Below are 23,037 nucleotides of genomic sequence, written 5' to 3' on the forward strand. Positions count from 1 at the left end.
GGCCTCGGCGTACCGCTCCAGCGGCACGGTCTTCAGCTCGCGGGTGGCGTCGGCTAGCGGGACGCGGACGATGTCCGTGCTCTGCATCGCGACCATCTTGCCCCAGTCGCCCTCGTGCGCGGCGTCGATCGCGTGCAGGCCGAGCCGGGTGGCCAGCACCCGGTCGAACGCGGTCGGGGTGCCACCGCGCTGGATGTGGCCGAGCACCACGGTGCGGGCCTCCTTGCCGGTCTTCGCCTCCAGCTGCTCGGCCAGCCACTGGCCGATGCCGCCGAGACGGACGTGACCGAACGCGTCCAGCTCCTGGTTGTGCAGCACCATCTGGCCGTCCAGCGGCTGGGCGCCCTCGGCGACCACGACGATCGGGGCGTACTGGTGCTGGAAGCGCTTCTCGACGTAGCCGGCGACCTGCTCGACGTCGAACTGCCGCTCCGGCAGCAGGATCACGTTGGCGCCACCGGCGAGGCCGGCGTGCAGGGCGATCCAGCCGGCGTGCCGGCCCATGACCTCGACCACCAGGGTGCGGTGGTGGCTCTCCGCGGTGGTGTGCAGCCGGTCGATCGCCTCCATGGCGATGTTGACGGCGGTGTCGAAGCCGAACGTGTAGTCGGTCGCACCGAGGTCGTTGTCGATCGTCTTCGGCACACCGATGACGTTGACGCCCAGCTCGTGCAGCTTGGTGGCGACGCCGAGCGTGTCCTCGCCGCCGATCGCGATCAGCGCGTCCACGCCCTGGGCGGCGAGGTTGTCCTTGATCCGCTCCACGCCGTTCTCGATCTTGAACGGGTTGGTGCGGGACGAGCCGAGGATGGTGCCGCCGCGCGGCAGGATGCCACGCACCTCGGCGATGCCGAGCGGCTTGGTCAGGCCCTCGAGCGGGCCCTTCCAGCCGTCCCGGAAGCCCACGAACTCGTGACCGTAGGTGGCGACGCCCTTGCGGACCACCGCCCGAATCACCGCGTTGAGACCTGGGCAGTCGCCGCCGCCGGTGAGCACGCCGATACGCATGATCTGCTCATCCTCCTGGAGCATCAGGTGAAGCCCGGATAAGCCCCAGGATATGTGTCAGATCAGACCATCGGCGCCGTTGCCGGCCCGGGGCGGGCCGTCACTGCGCACTGTAGTCGGCGCAGGTGTACGCCGGCACCGCACCCCGGGCCGTCCCGGACGGCGGACGGGCTACCCGTCAGTAGCTGACCTCGTGGTTCTCCCCCGCCTTCGGCGGCTTGCCGGTCACCGCCGCCTTGGCGAAGCCGAGCAGGTTGACAACGGCGCTGCCGGGCGAGTCCCAGTACTCCGCCGACCCGGCGTGCACCTTGATCAACGTGATCCCGGGCGTGTCCAGCCCGTCCGGGAACCACGCCTTCAGCAGCGGGCTCCACAACTCCTTCGCCCGGCCCGGGTCCCACTCCTCGGTGGCGGTGCCGGCGACCGACACCCAGGCGTGGTGACGCTGGTCGGAGAAACCGACGTTGACCTGCGGGTTGACCCGAATCTGCCGCACCTTCGCCGAATCGGCGTACGCGAAGAACCAGAGGTCGCCGTCGAAGTCCGCCTCCTGCAACCCCATCGGGCGGCTGATCAGACGCCCGTCCACGCCGGTGGTGGTGAGCAGGCAGATCCGGGCGTCCCTGATCAGCTCGGTGACCCGGCGGCGGGCGTCCGCGGCGTTTGTCGGCTCATTGCTCATGGGGCACTCCTGTCTCGGATCGGCGTAGATGCCGCTCCCGTGCCCTGGGCGGAACCGGTCAAACCTCCCGCGCCGTCATCGCCCGCCACCGCGCCAGGTTGTGCCGCGCGTCCACGAGCGCGTCGTGCCGGTCGGCCTCGGCGTCCGGCAGCCGGGGGCGCCCCCGGTCGTCCCAGAGCTGGCGCAGCTCCTTGGTGAAGCGGGGGATCTCCCGGGGCAGCGCCGGCATCGCGCCCCAGAGCTGGGCCAGCACGACGTGGTCGTAGGCGGCGTACCAGGCCCACAGCTCCAGTTGCTCGCCCGGCCGGTCCCGCACCGGCTCCAGCAGGAACTCGTGCAGGTCGTCGCGGATGCGCGCGCGGGAGCGCCAGGCCCGGTCGGCCGGCGACGGGAGCTTGTCCAGCACGTTGCGCCGCACCCAGGGCACCGCACGGGAGTCGTCGAACTCGGTGGAGACCGCGTAGAACTCGCGGCCGTACTCGTCGACGACGCCGATCGACACCAGGTCGACGATGCGGCCGTCCTCGATGAATTCGCAGTCGTAGAAATAGCGGTAGACCATCGCCCCCATCCTCGCCCATCACCGGCGCGGACCGGTCGCCGGGGCGTCCGCCGAGGTCGGCGGGCGTGCCGGCGGCGGCCGGGCATGGTCACGGAAGTGTTTCCGGGGGTGTACAGCACGCGACGAGAGCGTCATGATCTGATGTGTACCGCCGTCGGGCGCCGAACCGGTTGAGCTGCCTCGTACCGGGAATGACAGCTTCACCCGGTGTGCGAGTCGTGACTTCTGACCGGGGAGGGGTTGAGCCGTGGAGTCTCGCCTGCCGGAGCCGGGTGACGCGCTCACGGGTGTGGAGATGTTCGCCGGGCTCGAGCCGGAGGTGCGGCAGCGTGTCATCGCCGCGGCCGTACCGCGCACCTACCGCAAGGGCCAGCTGCTCTTCGTCGAGAACGATCCCGGCGAGTCGCTGATCGTGCTGCGCCGCGGCGCGGTGGCGGTGTTCCGCACCGCCCCGACCGGCGAACGCGCGGTGCTGTCGGTGATCCGACCCCCGGACGTGCTCGGCGAGGTGTCCCTGTTGGACGCCTCCACCCGCTCGGCGTCGGCCGAGGCGATCGAGGACTGCGCCGCGCTGGCGCTGTCCCGGCCCGCGTTCATGGAACTGGTGCACTCCAACCCGCGCATCCTGGACGCGGTGATGCGCTCGCTGGGCCAGCTGATCCGCCGGCTCACCGAGCAGAACGCCGACCACGTCTTCCTCGACCTGCCCGGCCGGGTCGCAAAGACGCTGGTCCGGCTCGCCGGCGAGAGCCAGGCCCCGATGATCACCATCGAGCTGAACCAGAGCCAGCTCGCCGAGATGGCGGGCGGTTCCCGGCAGAGCGTCAACCAGGCCATCGGCTCGTTCGCCAGCCGGGGCTGGCTGCGCACCGAAGGGCGCCGCATCGTGGTCACCGACGTGGCCGCGCTGCGCCGCCGGGCCGGCATGAACGACCGCTGACACGACGACGGCGGGGGCCGGCGGTCGTCCCGCCGGCCCCCGCCGCGTTCGTCGTACGCCGGTCAGTCGTCCTTGGTGTCGGCCGGGGGCGAGCTCGGGCCCGGGCCGATCTTCGACGGGTCGGTCTTCTTCGGCGGGGTCGTCGTGGTGGTCGTGGTCTCGGTCGATCCGCTACCCGCGGGCTGCTCCACCATGCCTTTTTCCTCCAGTTCGGCGAGGGTTACGGCGTCCACGTCGACCGTGTCGCCGACGGCCCACACCGTCCCCCGTGGATCGGTCCATGAGGCGGACAGCCGGACGTGCACGGCAAACTCCCTGTCGACGGGACTTCCTGCTAGGGGAGACTAGACCCGGCCGAACAGCCGTGACGTCCCGCCGACCCGTCGGGTACCCGACTGCACGGCCGCGCGGGACACTGGGGACCTCACGCGTACGGAGCCGGACATCGACCTCACCTGTGGACACTGCACCCGGACCGCCGGGCCGGACGACCGTTTCTGCGGTGGGTGCGGTCGCCCGCTTGCGGCTGCCTGCCCAGGCTGCGGCCACGCCAACGACAGCGGCGCCAACTTCTGCACCAACTGCGGTCAGCCGCTGCGCGACCACGCGGTCACGGTGCAGGAGGACCGCCGCCAGGTGAGCGTGCTCTTCATCGACATCGTCGACTTCACGACATACGCCGAGCGGGCCGACCCGGAGCAGGCCCGCAGCCTGCAACAGGTCTACTTCGCCACCGTGCGCCGGCTGGTGCACCAGTACGGCGGCGTGGTGGAGAAGTACATCGGCGACGCGGTCATGGCGCTGTTCGGCGCACCGGTCGCCACCGACAACGACGCGCTGCGCTGCGTACGCGCCGGGCTGGAGTTGCAACGCAGCCTGGCCCGGCAGCCGGCCGGCCCGCATCCGCCGCTCGGGTTCCGGGTCGGCATCGCCACCGGCGAGGCCCTGGTCGACCTGGCCGCGGCGCGCGACGGCGGCCAGGCGTTCGTCACCGGCGACGTGGTGAACACCGCCAGCCGGTTGCAGGGGCTGGCCCCGGTCGGCGGCGTGGTGGTCGACGAGAGCACCTGGGCGGCCACCCGGCGCGAGATGGAGTACGACGACCAGCCGCCGGTCACGTTGCGCGGCCGGTCCGCGGTGAGCCGGATCTGGCTGGCCGTGCGGGCACGGCCCCGGCGCGACGGGCAGACCGCCGAGCTGACCCCGATGGTCGACCGGGACCACGAGCGGGGCCTGCTGGTCAGCGCGCTGCACCGCACGCTCACCGAGCGCACCTCGCAGCTGCTCACCGTCTTCGGCCCGGCCGGGGTGGGCAAGAGCCGGCTGCTGCGTGAGCTGGCCCGGCACGCCGCCAGCCTGCCCGGTACCCGGGTCACCTGGCTGACCGGCCAGTGCCCGCCGTTCGGCGAGAACGTCACCTACGCGGCGCTGGCCGACATCGTCCGGAGCTGGGCCGGGCTGACCGGCGCGGACGACCCGGCCGCCAGCCGGGACCGGCTGCGCGAGCAGCTGGGCCGGCTCGCCGACCCGCACGCGGTACGGCTGGCCGAGGCGCTGGGCCCGCTCGTCGGCGTCTCCGGGGAACGGCTCACCTCGGCCGAGACCGAGGCGGCGTGGCGGCGGTTCCTGCTCACCCTGGCCGCGACCGGTCCCACGGTGCTCGTCTTCGAGGACATGCACTGGGCCGACGAGGCGATGCTGTCCTTCGTCGAGCAGCTCGGCGCGGCGGCCCGCAACGTGCCGTTGCTCGTCGTCGCGACCGCGCGGCCGGAGCTGCGCGAACGGCACCCGGCCTGGACCGGCACGATCAGCGGGGCGATGTCCATCTCGGTGCCGCCGATGCACGACGGCGACATCGACACGCTCTACTCACTGCTGCTCGGTCAGGCCACGCTGCCGCAGGAGGCGCGCGCGCCGCTGATCGAGTTCGCCGACGGCAACCCGCTCTACGCCCAGGAGTACGCGCGGATGCTGCTCGACGGCGGGCTGGCCGAGCGGACCGCCGCGCTCGCGCTCGTCGACCCCGTCGGCGGCGCCGGGATGCCGCGTACCGTGCAGGCGGTCATCGCCAACCGGCTGGACCTGCTCGACCCGGCCGACCGCACGGTGCTCCAGGCCGCCTCGGTGGTCGGCGTGCAGTTCTGGGCCGCGCCGGTGGCGCTGGCGCTGGGCCGCCCGGTGGAGTGGGTCGAGCGCGCGCTGCACCACCTCCAGCGGCGTGACCTCGTCTACGAGCTGCCCGTCTCGACCATGCCCGGCCAGGCGGAGTACCGGTTCCGGCACGTGCTGGTCCGGGACGTCTGCTACCAGCGGCTGCCCCGCGCCGAGCGGGTCGCCCGGCACCAGCGCACCGCCGACTGGCTGGAGCAGCTCGCCGACGGCCGGCAGCACGACCTGGCCGAGGTGCTGGCCAACCATCGCTGGGCGGCGCACGAGATCGCCCGTACCGTCGGGCTGGACCAGGCCCCGCACGCCGCCGCGACCCGGTCCGCGCTGCACCGGGCCGCCCGCCGGGCGTACGACCTGCACGCGCTGGAGACCGCCGCCACGCTCGTGGACCGCGCGTTGAGCGTGGAGTGCGGCCCGGACCCGGCACTCGAACTGTTCCGGGCCGAGCTGGCGTTCTACCGGGACCGTGACGGCTTCCTCGACGGTGGCGGGACGGCGCTGCTCACCACGCTGGCCGACCGGCTGACCGGCGCCGGTGACCGGCCCGGCGCGGCGAAGGCGTGGCGGCTGCTGGCCACTGCGGCGTTCGCGCGGGCCGACCGTTCGGAGCTGATGCGCTGCCTGGACCGCGCGATCGGGCTGCACGCCACGCTGCCGGACAGCGAGGACAAGGTGGGCGTGCTGCTGGAGCTGGCCCGGGCGCACATGCTCGACGCGGAGACGGAGCCGGCGTGCGCGGCCGCGCGTACCGCCGCCGAGCTGGCCGAGCGGCTGGGGCTGCGCGAGGCCCGGGCGAACGCGCGCATCACGCTCGCCGTGGTCCGCTACCAGGCCGGTGCCGAGGAGGCGTACGCCGAACTGGCCGAGGTGACCGAGGAGTGCCGGGTGGAGCGGCTGACCAGCCGCCGCCGCGCGGTGCACAACCTGGCCTGGGTGCTGCAGGAGGAGGGTGACCTGGCCGGCTCGGCGCGGCTGGTCGACGAGCAGCGCTCCCTGGACCTGGCCGGCGAGCACGCCCTGACGGTGAGCTTCAGCGACCAGTGGGCCCGGTCGTACTACAGCGGGGACTGGACGTCGGCGCTGCGGATGGCCGAGGGGTCGACGCGGCGCCCGACCGACGAGTGGGACCTGCACATCGTGGCCGTGTCCGGCTGGATCCGGGCGCTCGGCGACGACCCGGCCGGCCCGGGCACCGGCGAGGACCTCGTGGACCAGGCGCTCGTGGCGGCCCGCCGCAGCGGCTTCCAGCGCGTGCTGCGCTCCACGCTGGCGCACGCCGCGCTCTGCCGCGCGGTGCAGGGCCGCCGGGACGAGGCGGTGGCGCTGCTGTCCGAGCTGGACGAGGACTGGCGGCAGACCCGGATGATCCCGTTCGCCGAGTGGGTGCCGGCGGTCGGCCACGTCGCCGCGCTGCTCGGCGGCGACGCCGCGGTGCTGGTGCGCGACCTGCTGGCGCGCTCGCCGCGGACCACCCGCTGGGCGCGGGCCGCCGGGCGGTCGGCCGAGGCGGCGCTGGCCCGGGGTGACGGCGACGCCGCGCGGGCGGGCCGGCTGCTCCTCACCGCGGCCGAGGGGTACGCGGAGATGACCGACGTCACCGACCAGATGATCGCGTCCGCGCTGGCGGTCGGGCCGCTCACCGAGGCGGATCCGCCGGCCGCGGCGGCGACGCTGGACCGGGTACGCGCGTTCGCCGGCCGGCACGCCGCCAGCGGGTTGCTCCGGATCGCCGGGGCGGGCTGAGGGTCAGGCCGGGACCGGCTGCCGTGCCGCGGCGCTCTTGGCCTTCTGCGCGTACGTGTCGACGTACTCGCGGCCGGACAGTTCCATCAGCTCGTACATGATCTCGTCGGTGACCGCCCGCTCGACGAACCGGTCGCCGGCCATCCCGGCGTAGCGGGAGAAGTCCAGCGGCGGCCCGAAGCGGATCCGCACCCGGCCCAGGTTCGGGATGATCTGGCCGGTGGGCTGGATCGCGTCGGAGTTGAGCATGGCCATCGGCACGACCGGGGCGCCGCTCTCCAGCGCCAGCCGCGCCACGCCGGTCTTGCCCCGGTAGAGCCGGCCGTCCGGCGAGCGGGTGCCCTCCGGGTAGATCCCGGCGATGCCACCGGCGCGCAGCACGGAGAGCTGGGTGTCGAGGGCGGCGCGGGCGGCCCGCCCGCCGGAGCGGTCGACCGGGATGGTGCCGGAGCCGACGAAGAACATCTTGGTGAGCCGGCCCTTGAGTCCCTTACCGGTGAAGTATTCGGCTTTCGCGATGAAGGTGACTTTTCGCTTGACGATCAGCGGTGTGAAGATCGAATCCGAGAAGGAGAGGTGGTTGCTGGCCAGGATCACCGGGCCGGTGGCCGGAACGTGTTCCAGCCCTTCCACCTGCGGACGGAAGATCAGCCTCAGCAGCGGGCCGAGAACGACGTACTTCAGCAGCCAGTACAGCACCGGCGTCCTTCCCGTGTCGGTGGCGGCGGACGGGTCGCCGCGTGGCCCCGCGGGCGCCGGCGGCGCCCACGGGAGTCCGGGAAGAGGGTACGAACGACGAGCGGCACGCCACAACGCACTCCCGGAACCGGGTGCCGACGTGTCACGATTCAGGGCACGGGCAGGGATCGGCGAAGGGGGTGTCCGGTGTCAGGGGGCGGGCCCCGTCGGGGACGACGGGACAACGGGCTCGACGCGGCCGAGTACGCGGTCGCGGGCGACGTCGATCCACGCGTCGGCGAGCACCTGCTCGACGTGCTCGCCGCCGGTGGCATCGCGGCCTACCTCCAGCCCTCGGCCGACCTGAACCCGGTGACCCGCACCACCACCGTCCCGGCCCGCCCGGTCGACCGGCTCTACGTCGACAGGTCGCACCTGACCACCGCCCGCGACTACCTGACCCAGCTCGCCGACGAGGGCGCGGGCGACCCGCCGCGCGCCGACGAGCCCGACATCGAGGCCGAGTGGGCGAAGATCGTCGCCGGTTTCCACACCACGCCGAGCGCCGGCAGCCACCCCTGGCCCGCCGCCGAGGACGTGGACGACCCGCCCGCGCCGGGCACCGCCGCGGGCGGCCGGGCCGAGGAGCCCGCCGGGCCGACCGCCACCGACGTGCGCCGGCTGCCGTACGCCGCCGACGTCTCCGGCGTCTCGCTCAGCCGGGACCGCCACGACGAGCCCTCGCTGCTCGACGGCCTGGACACGTTCGGCGCGAACCTGCCCGACGAGGCGTCGGACGAGGATCACTACACCCCGCCCCCGCCGCCCCCGCTGCCCCGCTTCTCCAAGTACGCGGTGCTCGGCGTGGCCTGCATCGTGCTCGGCTTCCTGCTGTTCCTGTCCCCCACCGTGGTGTCGCTGGTCGACCCGTCGGTGGTCACGCTGCTCGGCTTCACCGGCATCCTGGCCGGTTTCGTGATGCTGATCTGGCGGCTGCGTCCGGGCGACCGGGACGACCACGACCCGGACGACGGCGCGGTCGTCTGACACCGCCGCCGGGCGCTGCCCGGATGCCGGGACGCCGCCCGCCCTGGGCCGGGGCGTAACAAGCGTGTAACTTACAGTCAGTAGGAATAGGCTGAACGTCACGTCCCGCACCGGCTGTCCGGCTTGCGTCTCCTTCCGGGTCGCCGGTCCCCTGCTGAGCGGATTGCCCGAGATGCGACAGAGCCCCCTCGTGGTGGTGGCCAACCGCCTCCCCATCGACGACAGCGTGGCGCCCGACGGCGCCTTCGAGTGGCGCCGCAGCCCCGGCGGCCTGGTGAGCGCCCTGCACCCGCTGCTGCGGCAGACACCCGCCACCTGGGTGGGGTGGGCCGGCGGCACCGGTCCCGCGCCCGAGCTGCCGGATGTGGACGGCGTGCGCATGCACACCGTGCCACTGAGCGCCGAGGACTTCCGCGACCACTACGAGGGCTTCGCCAACGCCACCCTCTGGCCGCTCTACCACGACGCCGTCGAGCAGCCGGAGTACCACCGCCGCTGGTGGGAGGCGTACCAGCGGGTCAACCAGCGGTTCGCCGAGGCCGCGGCCCAGGTGGCCGAGCCGGGCGGCCTGGTCTGGGTGCAGGACTACCACCTCCAGCTGGTGCCGGGCCTGCTCCGCGAACTGCGCCCCGACCTGCGGATCGGGTTCTTCCTGCACGTGCCGTTCCCGCCGCCGGAACTGTTCATGCAGCTGCCCCGCCGGGCCGAGCTGCTGCGCGGCATGCTCGGCGCCGACCTGGTCGGCTTCCAGCGGGCCCAGGCCGCGCACAACTTCGCCCAGCTCGCCGCCAAGGTGCTCGGCCTGCCCGCCACCGACCGGCGGATCGGCGTGGACGGCCGGGTGGTGCGCATCGGCGCCTTCCCGGTCGCCATCGACACCGCCGAGGTGTCCGCGCTCGCCGCCCGCCCCGAGGTCGCCGAGCGGGCCCGCCGGCTACGGCAGGATCTCGGCCGGCCCGAGCACGTGATCCTCAGCGTCGACCGGATGGACTACACGAAGGGCATCGAGCAGCGCCTCAAGGCGTACCGGGAGCTGCTCGCCAACGGCGACATCAAGGTCCGCGACACGGTGCTGGTCCAGGTCGCGGTGCCCAGCCGCGACCGGGTGGCGCAGTACCAGATCCTGCGCGACCGGGTGGAGCACCAGGTCGGCCGGATCAACGGCGAGTTCGGCCGGGTCGGCGAACCGGCGATCCACTACCTCTCCCAGCCCTTCGACCGCGCCGAACTGGTGGCGCTCTACCGGGTCGCGGACGTGATGGCGGTGACGCCGCTGCGCGACGGCATGAACCTGGTCGCCAAGGAGTACGTGGCGGCCCGCGTCGACGGCACCGGCGCGCTGCTGCTGAGCGAGTTCGCCGGCGCCGCCTCCGAGCTGGAGCAGGCGTACCTGGTCAACCCGCACGACCTCGACGGCCTCAAGCAGGGGTTGCTGGCCGCGCTGCGCGCCGGCCCGGAGGACGTCGAGGCCCGGATGCGTGCGATGCGCGACCACCTGGCCCACAACGACATCCACGCCTGGGCGGCGTCCTACCTCAGCGCGTTGGAGGAGAGCGGGACGCTCGTCGGCCGCCGCCCCGCCGCCCGGTGACCGGAGCCCCGGCGCTCACCCCTGGGCGGGCGCCGGGTCCTTGTCCAGCCAGTCCAGGATCGCGTCGATCGGCTCCCGCCAGCGGGCGTCGAGCATCAGGTCGTGTCCCATGCCGGGGAAGAGCAGCGGTGCCGAGGCGTACCGCCGGGCGGCCCTGGTCAGCGCCGTCGCCGGCAGCACCCGGTCGTCCGGGCTGCCCAGCACCAGCACCGGCGGGCGGCCCACCGCCGGCTCCGGGGACCGGCCGGTCAGCAGTTGCCACTGCGCCCGCCGCCCGGCCCGGCCCAGCCGGGCCAGGTGCCGCCGCGCGTCGGCGTCCGGCAGCTCCCGGCTGAACAACTGCCGCCGGTTGAGCCGCAGCCCGGCGCCGAAGACCGCCGGCACCGTGCCCACCGGGTTGCGCCGCAACGCCGTGCCGAAGGTCGCCCAGCCGCCGAGCACCGGCGCCACCAGCACCGCGGCCCGCGCCGGGTAGCGGGCCATCGCGTGCGCCACGACCCGGGCGCCGGCGCCGTGCCCCACCAGCACCGCCTGCCGCGGCAGGCTCGCCGCCACCTGCGTCACGTCATGGGTGTACGACCGCAGCGTCGCCTCCGGCGCCGGCTCGCTGCCGCCGTGCCCGCGCAGGCTCAGCGCGTACGCCGGGAAGCCGCGACCGGCGGCGTGCCCCAGCCAGTGCTCGGCGAAGGCCCACGCGCCGTGCCCGAACCCGGGCACGAACAGCAGCGGCGGCTTCGCCTCCTCCCGCTCCGGCAGGGCGGCGAGCACCTCCCGGCGGGCGGGCCGTTCCGGCCGGGCCCACTCCCAGGACCGGACCACCCGCACCCGCTCGGCCGCCGTCATTTACCCTCCTCCAGCTCGTGCAGCGCCCGCTGGAGCGCGCGCAGGTAGTCGGCGTGCCCGACCTCGAACCAGTGCCGGGTGCTGTCCTTGACCTTCGCCGAGTACCGCTCCCCCAGGCCGTCCCGGACCCTGCGGTCGAACGCGGCGGCCCGCTCCGGCCGGGTGGCGCGCAGCGTGAGCAGCCGGGCGAACAGCACGCTCTGCCAGTGCGAGATCGGGAAGATGCCGGAGTCCGGCTGCACCAGGCCGACCACGGCGAGCGTGGGATGACCGGCGGTGAACGCGTTGAGCCACAGCCGGGGCCGCCCGGATCCGTCCTCGTCGCCGAGCACCCGGCCCTTGAGGAACTCGAAGCGCGGCAGGTAGCCGGTGGCGAAGACGACCAGTTCCGGATCGATGCGGCGGCCGTCGGTCAGCTCCACCGCGCGGTCGTCGAAGCGGGCCACGTCCGGCACCGGGGTGATCTCGCCGTGGCCGACGTAGTAGACGAGCTGGCTGTTGGCGATCGGGTGCGTCTCGTAGACCCGGTGGTCCGGCTTCGGCATGCCGAACCGGGTCAGGTCGCCGACGGTCAGCCGCAGCGTCCAGTGGTAGAGCCACTGCCGTACGCGCAGCGGCACCCGCAGCGCCAGCAGCGTGTCGTTGACCTGGTCGGCGGGGCGGCCGAGGACGTACTTCGGGGCGTACCAGTAGCCGCGGCGGGTGGAGTGCCAGCAGTGCGACGCCTGCTGCGCCGCCTCGACCGCGATGTCGCAGCCGGTGTTCCCGGCGCCGACCACGAGCACCCGCTTGCCGCGCAACTGCGCCGGGTCCTTGTAGGACGAGGCGTGCATGACCTCGCCGCGGAACTCCTCCAGCCCTTCGTAGCGGGGCAGCTTCGGCGACCAGTTGTGGCCGTTGGCGAGCACCACCGCGGCGTACCGGGAGGTGCGCTCGGGGCCGTAGCCGCCGGTGCTGCGCGTCGTCACGTCCCAGCGGTCCCCCGCGACCGGCTCGACGCGGACCACCTCGGTGCCGAACCAGACGTGCTGGCGCAGGTCGAAGTGGTCGGCGTACCGCTCGAAGTAGGACAGCAACTGGCTGTGGTGCGGGTAGTCCGGCCAGTCGTCGGGCATCGGGAAGTCGGGGAACTGGGTGAACGGCCGGGACGAGATCAGGTGCGTGCTGCCGTACACCGGGCTGCGGTCGTGCCGCCAGTTCCAGGCGCCGCCGACGCCCGTCTCCCGCTCGTAGCAGTCGACGCCGAAGCCGGCCTCGCGGAGGTTCTTCACGGCGGCCAGGCCGCTGGCGCCGGCGCCGATGACGCAGACCGTGTCACCACGGTCGGAGACCGGGCGGTCGTCGCGGACCGGGACGTCCGTCCGGTCCGGATCGGGGCGGCCGAGGTCGGTGGAGGAGGACACCGGGAAATCTCCTTTGTGCGGCACGCGTGCCGGGTCGGAGCGAAATCCTGCCGAGAATGCCCGCCGTTGTCCAGCCACCGGATCCGGCGCCGCCGACCCGCCCGGTCCTCCTGACACAGCGCCACCGCCGGGCCGGTCACCGAGCGTGAGTGGACCGGCCGCGCCGGAGGCGTACCCTCTTTCGCCCTTTGCTCTGCCGCCACGGACGCAGCACCGCCGGGAGCTGCGCCGACGTCGCGCGGCCCGCCGGCCGGGACGCGGCCCGGCGGTCACGGCGGGTAGCTGGTGCGTATGTGGCAGCAGAGCAAAGGCGGCGAAGCGGTGGTCCTGGCGGCGGGTCCGTGCCGGTCAGGCGGTGGGCAGCAGCAGGTCGACCAGGACCGGGAAGTGGTCGCTGGCCCTTCGGGCCGCCGGGGTGTCCACCACGTCGTAGTCGACCACGGTGATCCGGGGATCGACGAAGAGCGCGTCGATGCGGCGGCGCGGGTCGGCGCAGGAGAACGTGTGCCGGTCGGCCCGGTCGGCGGCGAGCGCCGTGTCGGTGAGCCCTTCGGCGAGTGTCTGCCAGGCCGGCCCGTCCGGGCCCTCATTGACGTCGGCACCGGCCACCACGGGCAGCGTGGACGCGTCCAGCTCACGCTTGAACGCCGCCGCCTGGGCCGGCCGCTCGGCCGGGTCGGTGGACAGGTGCGAGCCGGCCAGCAGCACGTCGACGCCGCCGACCCGGCAGTGCGCGTACGCGGCGCCGCGCATGTGCCGTCCCGGCGTCAGCGGGTACCGCTGGCAGTCGGTGTCGACGACCCGCAGCCGCAGGCTGGTCAGCAGCACGTTGCCCAGCGACGGCAGGCCACCGGCCGCCACCACCATGCCGAACGACTCGGCCAGCGCGGCGGTCTTCTGCCGCCACCGGAACCGGCGCGGTCCCTCCTGGACGATCACCACGTCCGGCGCGGCCGCACGGACCACCTCGGCGAGCGCGGCGGTGTCGTCGCGCTGGCTGTGGATGTTGTACGACACGACCCGCAGCGGCACACCCGCATCAGTCATGTCAGATCCGCCGGGCCAGGTCGGCGGCGCCGATCACGCCGGCGGTGTTGCCCAGCTCGGCCGGGCGCACCTCGGCGACGGGCAGGCGGCTGCGCTGGGCCAGCGCGTCGGCGAAGGACCGCCGGGTCGGGCCGAGCAGCAGGTCACCGGCGTCGATCACGCCGCCGCCCACCACCAGCACCTGCGGGTCGAGGATCTGCGCCATGTCGGCGAGGCTGGTGCCGAGCCAGCGGCCGACCTGGGCGAACGCCTCGGTGGAGACCGGGTCGCCGCCCTTCGCGGCGGCGGTCACCATCGGGCCGGTGATCGTCTCGGCCTCGCCCCCGGCCAGCTCCAGCAGCGCGGCCGCGCGGTGCGGCTCCTGCCGGGCGGCGGCGCGGGCGAAGCGGACCAGAGCGCTGCCGCTGGCGTACTGCTCGATGCAGCCCAGCCGGCCGCAGCCGCACTGGTGGCCGTCCGGCACGGTGAGCATGTGGCCCAGCTCGGCGGCGATGCCGTTGGCGCCGCGGACCAGGCCACCGCCGAGCACGATGCCGCCGCCGACGCCGGTGCCGATGGTGAACATGACCATCGAGTCGTCGGCGTCGCGGGCCGCGCCGTAGCGGAACTCCGCCCAGGCGGCCACGTTCCCGTCGTTCTCCACGATCACCGGCAGGCCGGTGGCGTCGCCGACGTACGTGCGCAGCGGCTCGTCCCGCCAGGCCAGGTTCGGGGCGAACAGCACGGTGGAGCGGGAGGCGTCGATCCAGCCGGCGGCGCCGATGCCGACCGCCTCCACGGCGTGACCGGCGGCCAGTTCGGTGACCACCTCGATGATGACGTCGCGGGTCTTGGCCACGTCGTCGGCGGGGGTGTCCCGTCGCGTCTGCACGAGTACCGTGCCGGCGTCGTCCACGACACCGCCGGCCACCTTCGTGCCACCGACGTCGACTCCGATGGTCAGCGTCACCGCTGCCACTCCCCTCTGCTGTGCTGCCCGGAGACCGGCCGAACCGGCCGTACGGTCCCGGGATGTCCGGTGGTCAGGCCCCGTCGCCTGGTGCGTCCGCGCCCACCTCTCCGGACGCCCGCGAGGCGGGCACCACGGGACGGCCGGCCGGTGTCCGGCTCGTGTCCGGCTCCGGCGGCCCGGCGGCGTCGGCGGTGGCACCCGAATCGGCCGCGCCCTCCCCCCGGGTGGCGGCGGACCACACGTCCTGCTCGGGTACCGGCTGAGAATCATGCCCGGTACGGGTCGCCTCGCGCCACACGTGGTCCCCGGATCCGTCCGGCGCGGGTGTGCCGTCGCCGGCGGTTCGCGCCGGCTCGGCGGGGGTGAACGCGCGCAGCAGGCTCGCCACCCCGGCCGCCAGGTCCCCGGCGCCGGTGGCGAGCAGCTCGGCGAATTCCGGACTCGGGTCGCGCAAGGCGGCGATACCACGACAGACGGGGCAGACACAGCATTCCGGCGAGCCGGTGGCGAAAGCGGCGGGCGCGGGTGTCTCCGGAGCGGGGCCGGCGCCGGGCGGGGTGTGACCGAGGACACCGGACAGGATCCCACCGAGCGGACCCCAGGCACCCGAGCCGGGTGCGGCGGCGGCCATCTTCGCGCCGGCGAGCAGTGTGGCGACGAGGCGCTCGGCCTCTTCCCGGGCCGAACCCGGATCAGTGGTGCCCATGGTTCGGCTCCTCCAGCGTGACTACCGGGACGACGGTCGGATCATTGCGCCGCACCGGGTGCTTCTACCCGGCGCTTGAGCTGCTTCAACGCCGCGTCCATGATCATTTTCTCGGCCTTGCGGCGGAACATGCCGAGCATCGCCACGGACAGCTCCACCTCAAGGGTGTACGTCACCGTGGTCGTCCCGTCCGGGTTGCCCACCAGGTCGTACGACCCGCGCTGGGAGCGCTGCATCTTCGACGGGGCGACCAGGTGCCACTCGATCCGGGAGATGTCCTCGGCGTACTCGTAGGCCAGCACGTACTCGTCGGCCATCACGCCCGCGTCGAGCGTGAACCGGACCTGGCTGGCGTAGCCGTCCTCGTACTCCTCGATCACCTCGGCCCGGCGTACCGCCTCGGCCCACTCGGGATAACTCGGGAAGTCGCAGATGACGGCCGCCACCCGGTCCGGTGACGCGCCGATGATGATCGACTGGGTGGAGGAGTCCGCCATGGGGGGAGGCTACCCGGCCGGCTCCCGCCCGGTCCCGCTCCACCCGCCGGACGGCGTCCCACCAGCCGGGCGGGCAACCTCCCTGGCAGACCCCCCGGGGTGTGCGGGTAGGTTTCGACAGAGCCGACCAGGCCGGCCCCCGCCGGTAGAGCACGAGGGAGTGCAGGTGCGCGAGTTCTCCGTCCCGCCGATCGTCACCGTCGGCGACGCGGCCAACCTGACCGACCCGGTCTGGGAAAACGCCGAGGTCGCCCCGGACACCGTGCAGTTCGTCCGCCCCGCCGCCGGGACGGACGCGCGTGAGGATGTCACCTGCCGCCAGTTCCGCGACGAGGTCGTGGCGGTGGCGCAGGGCCTGATCGCCGCCGGCGTCTCCCCCGGCGACCGGGTCGGCCTGATGAGCCGCACCCGCTACGAGTGGACCCTGTTCGACTACGCGATCTGGGCGGCCGGCGCGGTGACCGTGCCGATCTACGAGACGTCCAGCGCCGAGCAGGCCGCCTGGATCCTCGGCGACTCCGGCGCCGTCGCCGTGGTGGTGGAGAGCACCGCGCACGCCACCATGGTCGCCGGCGTCCGGGACCGCCTGCCCGAGCTGCGCGAGGTCTGGCAGATCGACCTGGGCGCGGTCGACGACCTGGTCGCCGCCGGCGCGTCGGTGGACCGGGCCGAGGTGGAGACCCGCCGCTCGCTGCTCAAGGCCGACGACGTCGCCACGATCATCTACACCAGCGGCACCACCGGACGGCCCAAGGGCTGCGTGCTGACCCACCGCAACATCTACTCCGACATCGCCAACGCGGTGCCGGTGCTGCCGAACCTGTTCCGCCAGGGCGCCTCCACCCTGCTGTTCCTGCCGCTCGCGCACGCCTTCGCCCGGCTCATCCAGGTCGGCGTGGTGCACGCCCGGGCCACCATGGCGCACTGCGCGGACACCAAGAACCTGGTCGCCGAGCTGCAGGACTTCAAGCCGACGTTCGTGCTCTCCGTACCCCGGGTCTTCGAGAAGGTCTACAACGGCGCGCGGCAGAAGGCCGAGGCCGAGGGCAAGGGCAAGATCTTCGACCGCGCGGAGAAGGTCGCCATCGCGTGGAGCGAGGCGCAGGAGCTGCCCGGCGGTCCCGGGCTGGGCCTGCGCGCGCAGCACGCCCTCTTCGACAAGCTGGTCTACCGCAAGCTGCGGGCGGCGATGGGCGGCCGGTGCCGCGACGCCATCTCCGGCGGCGCGCCGCTGGGCGCGCGGCTCGGGCACTTCTTCCGCGGCGTCGGGGTGACCATCTGCGAGGGGTACGGCCTCACCGAGACCTCGCCGGCCGCCGCCGCCAACCTGCCCACCGGCACCCGGATCGGCACCGTCGGCCGCCCGCTGCCCGGCGTGACCATCCGGATCGACGACGACGGCGAGGTCCTGATCGCCGGTGACATCGTCTTCCAGGGCTACTGGCACAACGACGCGGCCACCGCCGAGGCGATCACCACCGACGGCTGGTTCCGCACCGGCGACCTCGGGCACCTGGACGACGACGGCTACCTGAGCATCACCGGCCGCAAGAAGGAGATCATCGTGACCGCCGGCGGCAAGAACGTCGCCCCGGCGGTGCTGGAGGACCAGGTACGGGCGCACCCGCTGATCAGCCAGTGTGTGGTCGTCGGCGACCGGCAGCCGTTCATCGCCGCGCTGGTCACCATCGACGAGGAGGCGCTGCCGAAGTGGCTGGCCGGGCAGGGGCGCCCGGAGACCACGAGCATGGCCGAGCTGCGCGACGACGCGGCGCTGCGCGCCGAGGTGCAGTCCGCAGTCGACCAGGCCAACCAGGCGGTCTCCAAGGCCGAGGCGATCAAGGTGTTCCGGATCCTGCCGCAGGACTTCACCGAGACCACCGGCGAGCTGACCCCGTCGCTGAAGGTCAAGCGTCAGGTCGTGCACAAGACGTACGCCTCGGAGATCGCCGAGATCTACCGGGGCTGACTACCATCCGTCACGTGCCCGCCTCCACATCCCGCCAGCCGTCGACGCAGCCCCTCGCGGCGGCGGCTCGCGCGGTCCTCCTCGCGCTGGTCGCCGCCCTGACCCTGTTCGCCACCCGCGACGCCACCCAGCTCTGGTGGATCGCGCTGCTGGGCGTCGCCGGCCTGCCCGCCGTGCTCGCCCCCCAACACCGTCTGCTCGCCCCGATCAGCCGCTTCGCCGAGGTGCTGGTGCTCGGGCTGGCCGCCAGCCAGGTCGCCGCCGACACCCACCTGTCCGGCGTGACCGGCGGGGTGGGGGCCTCGGCGGTGCTGCCGTACCTCGCCGTGCCGGTCACCGTGACCGCGCTCAGCCGCCGGTTCCGCGAGGGTGCCGCGCTGCTCGCGGTGGCGGCGGCGACGCTGCTGGCCAGCGCCGCGTTCACGCAGGTGGACGGCGGGCCGCAGCTCGGCCAGGTCGGCTACCTCGCGGTCTGCGCCCAGTGGCTGATCCTCGCCGGGCTCGGCCTCTACACCGCCGGCACGCTCCAGCGCGTCATGCGGGTGCGCGGCGAGGGCAAACCCCAGCCGTACGCCGAGGCGACCCGCCTGCTCACCCAGCTCCGTACGGTCGCCCGCCAGCTGCCCGGCGCCACCCTCGACCCGGGCGGCATCTCCGAGCACCTGCTGGAGGAGCTGCGGGTGGTCGCCAAGACCGACCGGGGCGCGGTGCTGTCCGCCAGCGGCGGCGGCCGGCTCGTGGTGCTCGCGCAGATCGGCGCGGACCGGGTCGACTGGGAGACCACGCTCGACGCCGACTCGGCCATCGCCGACGCCTGGGCCACCCAGCAGCCGACCGTCTCGGCCCGCTCGCAGGCCCGGTCCCGGCACTCCGGTGAGGTCTCCGCGCTGATCGTCCCGCTGGTGGCGGGCGTACGCACGGTCGGCCTGGTGGTGATCGAGGCGGACACCGCCGCCGCGTACCCGCCGCCGGTGGTGTCCCGGGTGACGGCGCTGACCGGCCCGGCGGCGCTACGGCTGGAGGCGGCGCTGCTCTTCGACGAGGTGCGTTCGCTGGCGACGAACGAGGAGCGGCAGCGGCTGGCCCGGGAGATCCACGACGGGGTCGCCCAGGAGCTGGTCATGGTCGGGTACGGCATCGACAACGCGCTCGCCACCGTGCACGAGGACGCCGAGGAGACCGCCGACTCGCTGCGGATGCTGCGCCAGGAGGTCACCCGGGTGATCACCGAGCTGCGGCTGAGCCTGTTCGAGCTGCGCAGCGAGGTGGACCGGCACGGTGGCCTGGCCGCCGCCATCGCCGAGTACGCCCGCACCGTCGGCGCGTCCGGCGGCCTGCGGGTGCACCTGTCGCTGGACGAGTCCACCGCCCGGCTGCCCGCCGCCACCGAGGCCGAGTTGCTGCGCATCGCGCAGGAGGCGGTGACGAACGCGCGCAAGCACGCCGGCGCGTCGAACCTGTGGGTCACGTGCGAGGTGGATCCCCCGTACACCCGAATCGAAGTGTCGGATGACGGTCACGGCATCGGTGACCAGCGCCCGGACGGGCACTATGGCCTTGCGATCATGGCCGAGAGGGCGGAACGTATCCGAGGCCGGTTGGAGATCAGGCCGCGGCAGCCGAGTGGGACGACTGTGGCGGTGGTGCTCGGTTCGTCGCCCCGGCGCGATAAGGTGCGCGGCAGCGCCGCAGCAGCAGAAGGGGAGTAACCCGAGGATGACCAGCAGTCCGACACCGGCCACCCGTACCAAGGTTCTCCTGGTCGACGACCACGACCTCATCCGCAAGGGGCTGCGTCACGCGTTCGAGCGCGACCGTCAGTTCGAGGTCGTGGGCGAGGCGGCCACCGCGGCGGAGGGCGTGCGCCAGGCCGGCGCGCTCCAGCCCGACGTGGTGATCATGGACCTCCGCCTGCCCGACGGCAGCGGCCTGGAGGCCACCCGCGCCCTGCGCAAGTCCAGCGCGTCCATGGGCATCGTCGTGCTCACCATGTACGCCGGTGACGACCAGCTCTTCGGCGCCCTGGAGGCGGGTGCGAGCGCGTTCGTGCCCAAGACCGCCCCGGCCGACGAGGTGGTGGCCGCCGCCCGGCACGCCGCCTCCTCCCCCAGCGCGTTCACCGCCGCCGACCTGGCCGAGGCGATGAAGCGCCGGCTGGCGCCGTCCGGCCCGCAGCTGTCCCCCCGCGAGGGCCAGGTGCTGCGGCTGCTCGCCGACGGCATGAGCGTGGCCGGCATCGCCAAGCAGCTGTTCGTCAGCGAGTCGACCGCCAAGACCCACATCTCCAAGCTCTACGAGAAGCTGGGCGCCGCCAACCGGGCGCAGGCGCTGATGACGGCGCTGCGGCTGGGGCTGCTGGAGGCCCCGGACGCGCCGAAGTTCTGACGCGTACCGCCGAAGAGGCCCCGTCCGCCACGGACGCGGGCCTCTCGGCGTTTCCGGCCCCGGCTGGTCGCTGACGGTGAGCGGCCGGACGCGCAGTGACGGCGGTCTTTGCAGCGCGTCGGCGGAGGGGCAGAATACCCGGGTGATCCGCGCGGCGGTGACGACCGCGTGTCGCCGACACCCGAGGGGCAGGACATGCAGCGGCCGGACTGGGCACCCGAGACGATCGACATCGAGCGCCCCAGCGTCGCCCGCATGTACGACTACTACCTCGGCGGCTCGCACAACTTCGCCGCCGACCGGGCGGCCGCCCGCGCGATGGTGGAGGCGGTGCCGGAGGCGCCGCTGATGGCGCAGGCCAACCGCGCGTTCCTGCGCCGGGCGGTGCAGTACCTCGCCCAGGCCGGCATCCGCCAGTTCCTCGACATCGGCTCCGGCATCCCGACCGTCGGCAACGTGCACGAGATCGCCCAGCGGATCGACCCTGAGTCGCGCGTGGTCTACGTCGACGTGGACCCGGTGGCGGTGGCGCACAGCCAGGAGATCCTGGCCGGCAACGCGCACGCCGCCGTGCTCCAGGAGGACCTGCGCAACCCGGAGGCGATCCTGGCCCACCCGGAGGTCACCCGGCTGCTGGACTTCACCCGGCCGGTCGCCGTGATGATCGTGGCGGTGCTGCACTTCGTCCCGGACGCCGACCGCCCCGAGGAGATCCTGCGGACGCTGCGCGGGGCGCTGGCGCCCGGCAGCCACCTGGTGCTCTCCCAGGCCAGCGAGGACGGCCGGGCCGGCACCGGCGAGCGGGCGGAGGCGGAGCGGGTCTACCGGCGTACCGACAGCCAGCTCTGGATCCGCAGCCGGGCCGAGCTGACCGCGCTGTTCGACGGCTTCGAGCTGGTCGACCCGGGTGTGGTGTGGGTGCCGCAGTGGCGGCCGGACTCCCCCGACCAGGCGGAGAACGCCGAACGGGCCGTGTTCATGGGCGGGGTCGGGCGGCTCGGTGGGTGACGACGCGGCCCGCAGCAGGCCCGGCGTGTTCGCCCGGGCCTGGGCCAAGGCGGTGTCCGGCACCAGCTACCTGCCGATGACCCAGTCGCAGCTGGAGGAGATGCTGCAACGGCTCACCGACCGGCTGGCGCAGGCGCTGCGCGCCGAGCCGTTCGACCTGCGGATCGGCCAGCAGGTCGGCGCGGAGCTGGTGCAGGCGCACATCGCCTCCGCCGAAGGGCTGGGCCGCACCGTCGAGGTGATCCAGCTACGCCTGGTGCGCGACCTCGATCTGGTCGTCGACGACGTCGAGGACCGGATGGCCCGGCTGCTCGCCACCGTCGCCACCGGGTACGCCCGCGCCCTGCGCGACCGCACGCTGGACGAGCAGGAGTCCATCCGCCGCGCCGCCATGATGGCCCGGGCGCAGGCGGAACGGGCGCTGCGCGACAGCGAGGCCCGGTTCCGGCACCAGGCCACCCACGACCCGCTCACCGGCCTGCCGAACCGCACGCTGTTCACCGAACGGCTGACCGCCGCGATCACCGCGCCGGGGCGGGGTGCCGACCGGGTCGGTGTCTGCTTCCTCGACCTGGACCGGTTCAAGGTCGTCAACGACTCCCTCGGCCACCAGATCGGCGACTCGCTGCTGGTGACGGTGGCGCAGCGCCTGCACCGGGCGCTCGGCGAACATCTGGTCGCCCGGCTCGGCGGCGACGAGTTCGTGATCCTGGTCGAACGCACCGCGGGCACCGACGACGTGGTGAAGGTCGCCGAGGCGGCCCTTGCCGCGGTACGCGAACCGGCGCTCGTCGACGGCCACGAGCTGACCGTGTCCGCGAGCATCGGCATCGTGGAACGCCCGGTCGCGGGCACCTCGCCGATGGACCTGATGCGCGCGGCCGACAGCACGCTGCACTGGGCCAAGGCCGCCGGCGGGGCCCGCTGGTCGCTGTTCGACGCCGACCGCAACCGCCGCGAGCTGGCCCGCTACGCGCTGTCCGCGGCGATCCCCGCCGCGCTGGACCGGGGCGAGTTCTACCTCGACTACCAGCCGCTGACGTCGTTGCGCGACGGGCGGGTGCTCGGCATGGAGGCGCTGGTGCGCTGGCGTCACCCGGAGCTGGGCGTGCTGCGGCCGGACAGCTTCATCCCGCTGGCCGAGGAGACCGGGCTGATCGTCCGGCTCGGCAGCTGGGTGCTGGCCGAGGCGTGCCGCGAGGCGGGCACCTGGCCGGGCGCGGACGGCGATGCGCCGTTCGTCAGCGTCAATCTCGCCGTCCGGCAGTTGCACCGCACCGACCTGGTCACCGAGGTACGCGGTGTGCTCGGGCGCACCGGCCTGCCGCCGCACCGGCTGCAACTGGAGATCACCGAGAGCACCATGATGAGCACTGTGGTCGAGCCGGTGCGCGCGCTACGGGTGCTCGGTGACCTCGGGGTCCGGGTCGCCATCGACGACTTCGGCACCGGCTACTGCAACCTCGCATACCTGCGGGACCTGCCGGTCGACGAGCTGAAGGTGGCGGGCGAGTTCGTGACCGGCCTGCGCGCGCCGGGCTGCGGCACCGACGAGCGGATCCTCGCCTCGCTCGTGTCGCTGGCGCACGCGCTTGACCTCACCGTCACCGCCGAGGGCGTGGAGACGGCGGACCAGGCGGACCGGCTGCGCGCGATCGGCTGCGACGCCGGGCAGGGCTGGCACTTCGGCCGTCCCGGCCCGGCCGCGCCGCACCTGGGCCGGGTGCCCGCCCACGTCGACGCGGCCTCCTGACCGCGCTGCCGCCCTCGGCCCGCTGCGGCCGGCGGCCCGGCGCGCGGCCGTCGG

20 protein-coding genes are annotated in these 23,037 nt (G+C 73.7%); 9 read left to right on the forward strand and 11 right to left on the reverse strand.

Annotated features, from left to right (window positions below):
• The 3 genes from ACPCK6_RS14265 to ACPCK6_RS14275 form a co-directional block, all read right to left on the reverse strand.
• A partial coding sequence (locus ACPCK6_RS14265) for a 6-phosphofructokinase (RefSeq protein ID WP_423481353.1) occupies positions 1-1,008 on the reverse strand: 1,008 nt, incomplete at its 3' end.
• A gap of 178 nt (positions 1,009-1,186) precedes the next feature.
• Entirely contained in the window at positions 1,187-1,690 is a 504-nt protein-coding gene (locus ACPCK6_RS14270) for a pyridoxamine 5'-phosphate oxidase family protein (RefSeq protein WP_423481339.1), read from the reverse strand.
• A gap of 58 nt (positions 1,691-1,748) precedes the next feature.
• Positions 1,749-2,252 (reverse strand): polyadenylate-specific 3'-exoribonuclease AS, encoded by a 504-nt coding sequence (locus ACPCK6_RS14275; RefSeq protein WP_013287663.1) that lies wholly within the window; start codon positions 2,250-2,252, stop codon positions 1,749-1,751.
• Between the two features lie 247 nt (positions 2,253-2,499).
• Between ACPCK6_RS14275 and ACPCK6_RS14280 the strand changes: the two genes are divergently transcribed.
• A complete protein-coding gene (locus tag ACPCK6_RS14280) occupies positions 2,500-3,192 on the forward strand; it encodes a Crp/Fnr family transcriptional regulator (protein WP_013287664.1) in 693 nt (230 codons plus the stop codon).
• A 62-nt stretch (positions 3,193-3,254) separates the two neighbouring features.
• Here the strand turns inward: ACPCK6_RS14280 and ACPCK6_RS14285 are convergent, their stop codons facing one another.
• Positions 3,255-3,497, reverse strand: a complete 243-nt coding sequence (locus ACPCK6_RS14285; RefSeq protein WP_135241323.1) for a hypothetical protein — start codon at positions 3,495-3,497, stop codon at positions 3,255-3,257.
• A 139-nt stretch (positions 3,498-3,636) separates the two neighbouring features.
• Here ACPCK6_RS14285 and ACPCK6_RS14290 point away from each other — a divergent pair, with 139 nt between their 5' ends.
• The gene (locus ACPCK6_RS14290; RefSeq protein ID WP_423481354.1) at positions 3,637-7,104 is read left to right on the forward strand and encodes an ATP-binding protein; all 3,468 of its coding nucleotides are present in this window, start codon (positions 3,637-3,639) and stop codon (positions 7,102-7,104) included.
• Between the two features lie 3 nt (positions 7,105-7,107).
• Here ACPCK6_RS14290 and ACPCK6_RS14295 read toward each other — a convergent pair whose 3' ends face one another.
• The gene (locus ACPCK6_RS14295; RefSeq protein WP_396882322.1) at positions 7,108-7,803 is read right to left on the reverse strand and encodes a lysophospholipid acyltransferase family protein; all 696 of its coding nucleotides are present in this window, start codon (positions 7,801-7,803) and stop codon (positions 7,108-7,110) included.
• 186 nt (positions 7,804-7,989) lie between these two features.
• Here ACPCK6_RS14295 and ACPCK6_RS14300 point away from each other — a divergent pair, with 186 nt between their 5' ends.
• Positions 7,990-8,829 (forward strand): DUF308 domain-containing protein, encoded by an 840-nt coding sequence (locus tag ACPCK6_RS14300; protein WP_355512734.1) that lies wholly within the window; start codon positions 7,990-7,992, stop codon positions 8,827-8,829.
• Positions 8,830-9,001: 172 nt separating this feature from the next.
• Positions 9,002-10,420 (forward strand): alpha,alpha-trehalose-phosphate synthase (UDP-forming), encoded by a 1,419-nt coding sequence (locus ACPCK6_RS14305; RefSeq protein ID WP_396882323.1) that lies wholly within the window; start codon positions 9,002-9,004, stop codon positions 10,418-10,420.
• 15 nt (positions 10,421-10,435) lie between these two features.
• On the opposite strand, the gene ACPCK6_RS14310 is transcribed toward ACPCK6_RS14305, so the two are convergent.
• The 6 genes from ACPCK6_RS14310 to ACPCK6_RS14335 all read right to left on the reverse strand — a co-directional run bounded on the left by ACPCK6_RS14310 (position 10,436) and on the right by ACPCK6_RS14335 (position 15,868).
• Positions 10,436-11,263 carry an alpha/beta hydrolase gene (locus tag ACPCK6_RS14310; RefSeq protein ID WP_396882324.1) on the reverse strand — a complete coding sequence of 276 codons (828 nt, stop codon included), beginning with the start codon at positions 11,261-11,263 and terminating at the stop codon, positions 10,436-10,438.
• The gene (locus tag ACPCK6_RS14315; protein WP_396882325.1) at positions 11,260-12,666 is read right to left on the reverse strand and encodes a flavin-containing monooxygenase; all 1,407 of its coding nucleotides are present in this window, start codon (positions 12,664-12,666) and stop codon (positions 11,260-11,262) included. The genes ACPCK6_RS14310 and ACPCK6_RS14315 overlap by 4 nt, the downstream gene beginning before the upstream one ends.
• A gap of 348 nt (positions 12,667-13,014) precedes the next feature.
• The gene (locus tag ACPCK6_RS14320; RefSeq protein WP_423481340.1) at positions 13,015-13,713 is read right to left on the reverse strand and encodes an endonuclease/exonuclease/phosphatase family protein; all 699 of its coding nucleotides are present in this window, start codon (positions 13,711-13,713) and stop codon (positions 13,015-13,017) included.
• A gap of 1 nt (position 13,714) precedes the next feature.
• On the reverse strand, positions 13,715-14,662 hold the full coding sequence (locus tag ACPCK6_RS14325; RefSeq protein ID WP_013287673.1) for an ROK family glucokinase: 948 nt from the start codon (positions 14,660-14,662) through the stop codon (positions 13,715-13,717).
• Between the two features lie 73 nt (positions 14,663-14,735).
• The gene (locus tag ACPCK6_RS14330; RefSeq protein ID WP_423481341.1) at positions 14,736-15,371 is read right to left on the reverse strand and encodes a hypothetical protein; all 636 of its coding nucleotides are present in this window, start codon (positions 15,369-15,371) and stop codon (positions 14,736-14,738) included.
• A gap of 41 nt (positions 15,372-15,412) precedes the next feature.
• Positions 15,413-15,868 (reverse strand): SRPBCC family protein, encoded by a 456-nt coding sequence (locus tag ACPCK6_RS14335; protein WP_135241332.1) that lies wholly within the window; start codon positions 15,866-15,868, stop codon positions 15,413-15,415.
• 166 nt (positions 15,869-16,034) lie between these two features.
• Between ACPCK6_RS14335 and ACPCK6_RS14340 the strand changes: the two genes are divergently transcribed.
• The 5 genes from ACPCK6_RS14340 (at position 16,035) to ACPCK6_RS14360 (ending at position 22,983) form a co-directional block, all read left to right on the forward strand.
• Positions 16,035-17,837: an AMP-dependent synthetase/ligase gene (locus ACPCK6_RS14340; RefSeq protein ID WP_396882330.1), complete on the forward strand. Its 1,803-nt coding sequence runs from the start codon at positions 16,035-16,037 to the stop codon at positions 17,835-17,837.
• Between the two features lie 14 nt (positions 17,838-17,851).
• Positions 17,852-19,546 carry a sensor histidine kinase gene (locus ACPCK6_RS14345; RefSeq protein ID WP_423481342.1) on the forward strand — a complete coding sequence of 565 codons (1,695 nt, stop codon included), beginning with the start codon at positions 17,852-17,854 and terminating at the stop codon, positions 19,544-19,546.
• 7 nt (positions 19,547-19,553) lie between these two features.
• Positions 19,554-20,222: a response regulator transcription factor gene (locus ACPCK6_RS14350; protein WP_013287678.1), complete on the forward strand. Its 669-nt coding sequence runs from the start codon at positions 19,554-19,556 to the stop codon at positions 20,220-20,222.
• Between the two features lie 195 nt (positions 20,223-20,417).
• Positions 20,418-21,230: an SAM-dependent methyltransferase gene (locus ACPCK6_RS14355; RefSeq protein WP_396882332.1), complete on the forward strand. Its 813-nt coding sequence runs from the start codon at positions 20,418-20,420 to the stop codon at positions 21,228-21,230.
• A gap of 76 nt (positions 21,231-21,306) precedes the next feature.
• Positions 21,307-22,983, forward strand: coding sequence for a putative bifunctional diguanylate cyclase/phosphodiesterase (locus ACPCK6_RS14360; protein ID WP_318336397.1), 1,677 nt, complete (start codon positions 21,307-21,309; stop codon positions 22,981-22,983).
• The last annotated feature ends 54 nt before the right edge of the window (positions 22,984-23,037 follow it).

This window comes from Micromonospora sp. AB353 (genome assembly GCF_049538395.1).
Lineage (GTDB): Bacteria > Actinomycetota > Actinomycetes > Mycobacteriales > Micromonosporaceae > Micromonospora > Micromonospora aurantiaca.

Coding starts and splice junctions, on each gene's coding strand:
- ACPCK6_RS14355 (WP_396882332.1), top strand. CDS start 20,418: ATGCAGCGGCCGGACTGGGCACCCGAGACGATCGACATCGAGCGCCCC.
- ACPCK6_RS14320 (WP_423481340.1), bottom strand. CDS start 13,713: ATGACTGATGCGGGTGTGCCGCTGCGGGTCGTGTCGTACAACATCCAC.
- ACPCK6_RS14310 (WP_396882324.1), bottom strand. CDS start 11,263: ATGACGGCGGCCGAGCGGGTGCGGGTGGTCCGGTCCTGGGAGTGGGCC.
- ACPCK6_RS14270 (WP_423481339.1), bottom strand. CDS start 1,690: ATGAGCAATGAGCCGACAAACGCCGCGGACGCCCGCCGCCGGGTCACC.
- ACPCK6_RS14335 (WP_135241332.1), bottom strand. CDS start 15,868: ATGGCGGACTCCTCCACCCAGTCGATCATCATCGGCGCGTCACCGGAC.
- ACPCK6_RS14360 (WP_318336397.1), top strand. CDS start 21,307: ATGACCCAGTCGCAGCTGGAGGAGATGCTGCAACGGCTCACCGACCGG.
- ACPCK6_RS14330 (WP_423481341.1), bottom strand. CDS start 15,371: ATGGGCACCACTGATCCGGGTTCGGCCCGGGAAGAGGCCGAGCGCCTC.
- ACPCK6_RS14350 (WP_013287678.1), top strand. CDS start 19,554: ATGACCAGCAGTCCGACACCGGCCACCCGTACCAAGGTTCTCCTGGTC.
- ACPCK6_RS14275 (WP_013287663.1), bottom strand. CDS start 2,252: ATGGTCTACCGCTATTTCTACGACTGCGAATTCATCGAGGACGGCCGC.
- ACPCK6_RS14305 (WP_396882323.1), top strand. CDS start 9,002: ATGCGACAGAGCCCCCTCGTGGTGGTGGCCAACCGCCTCCCCATCGAC.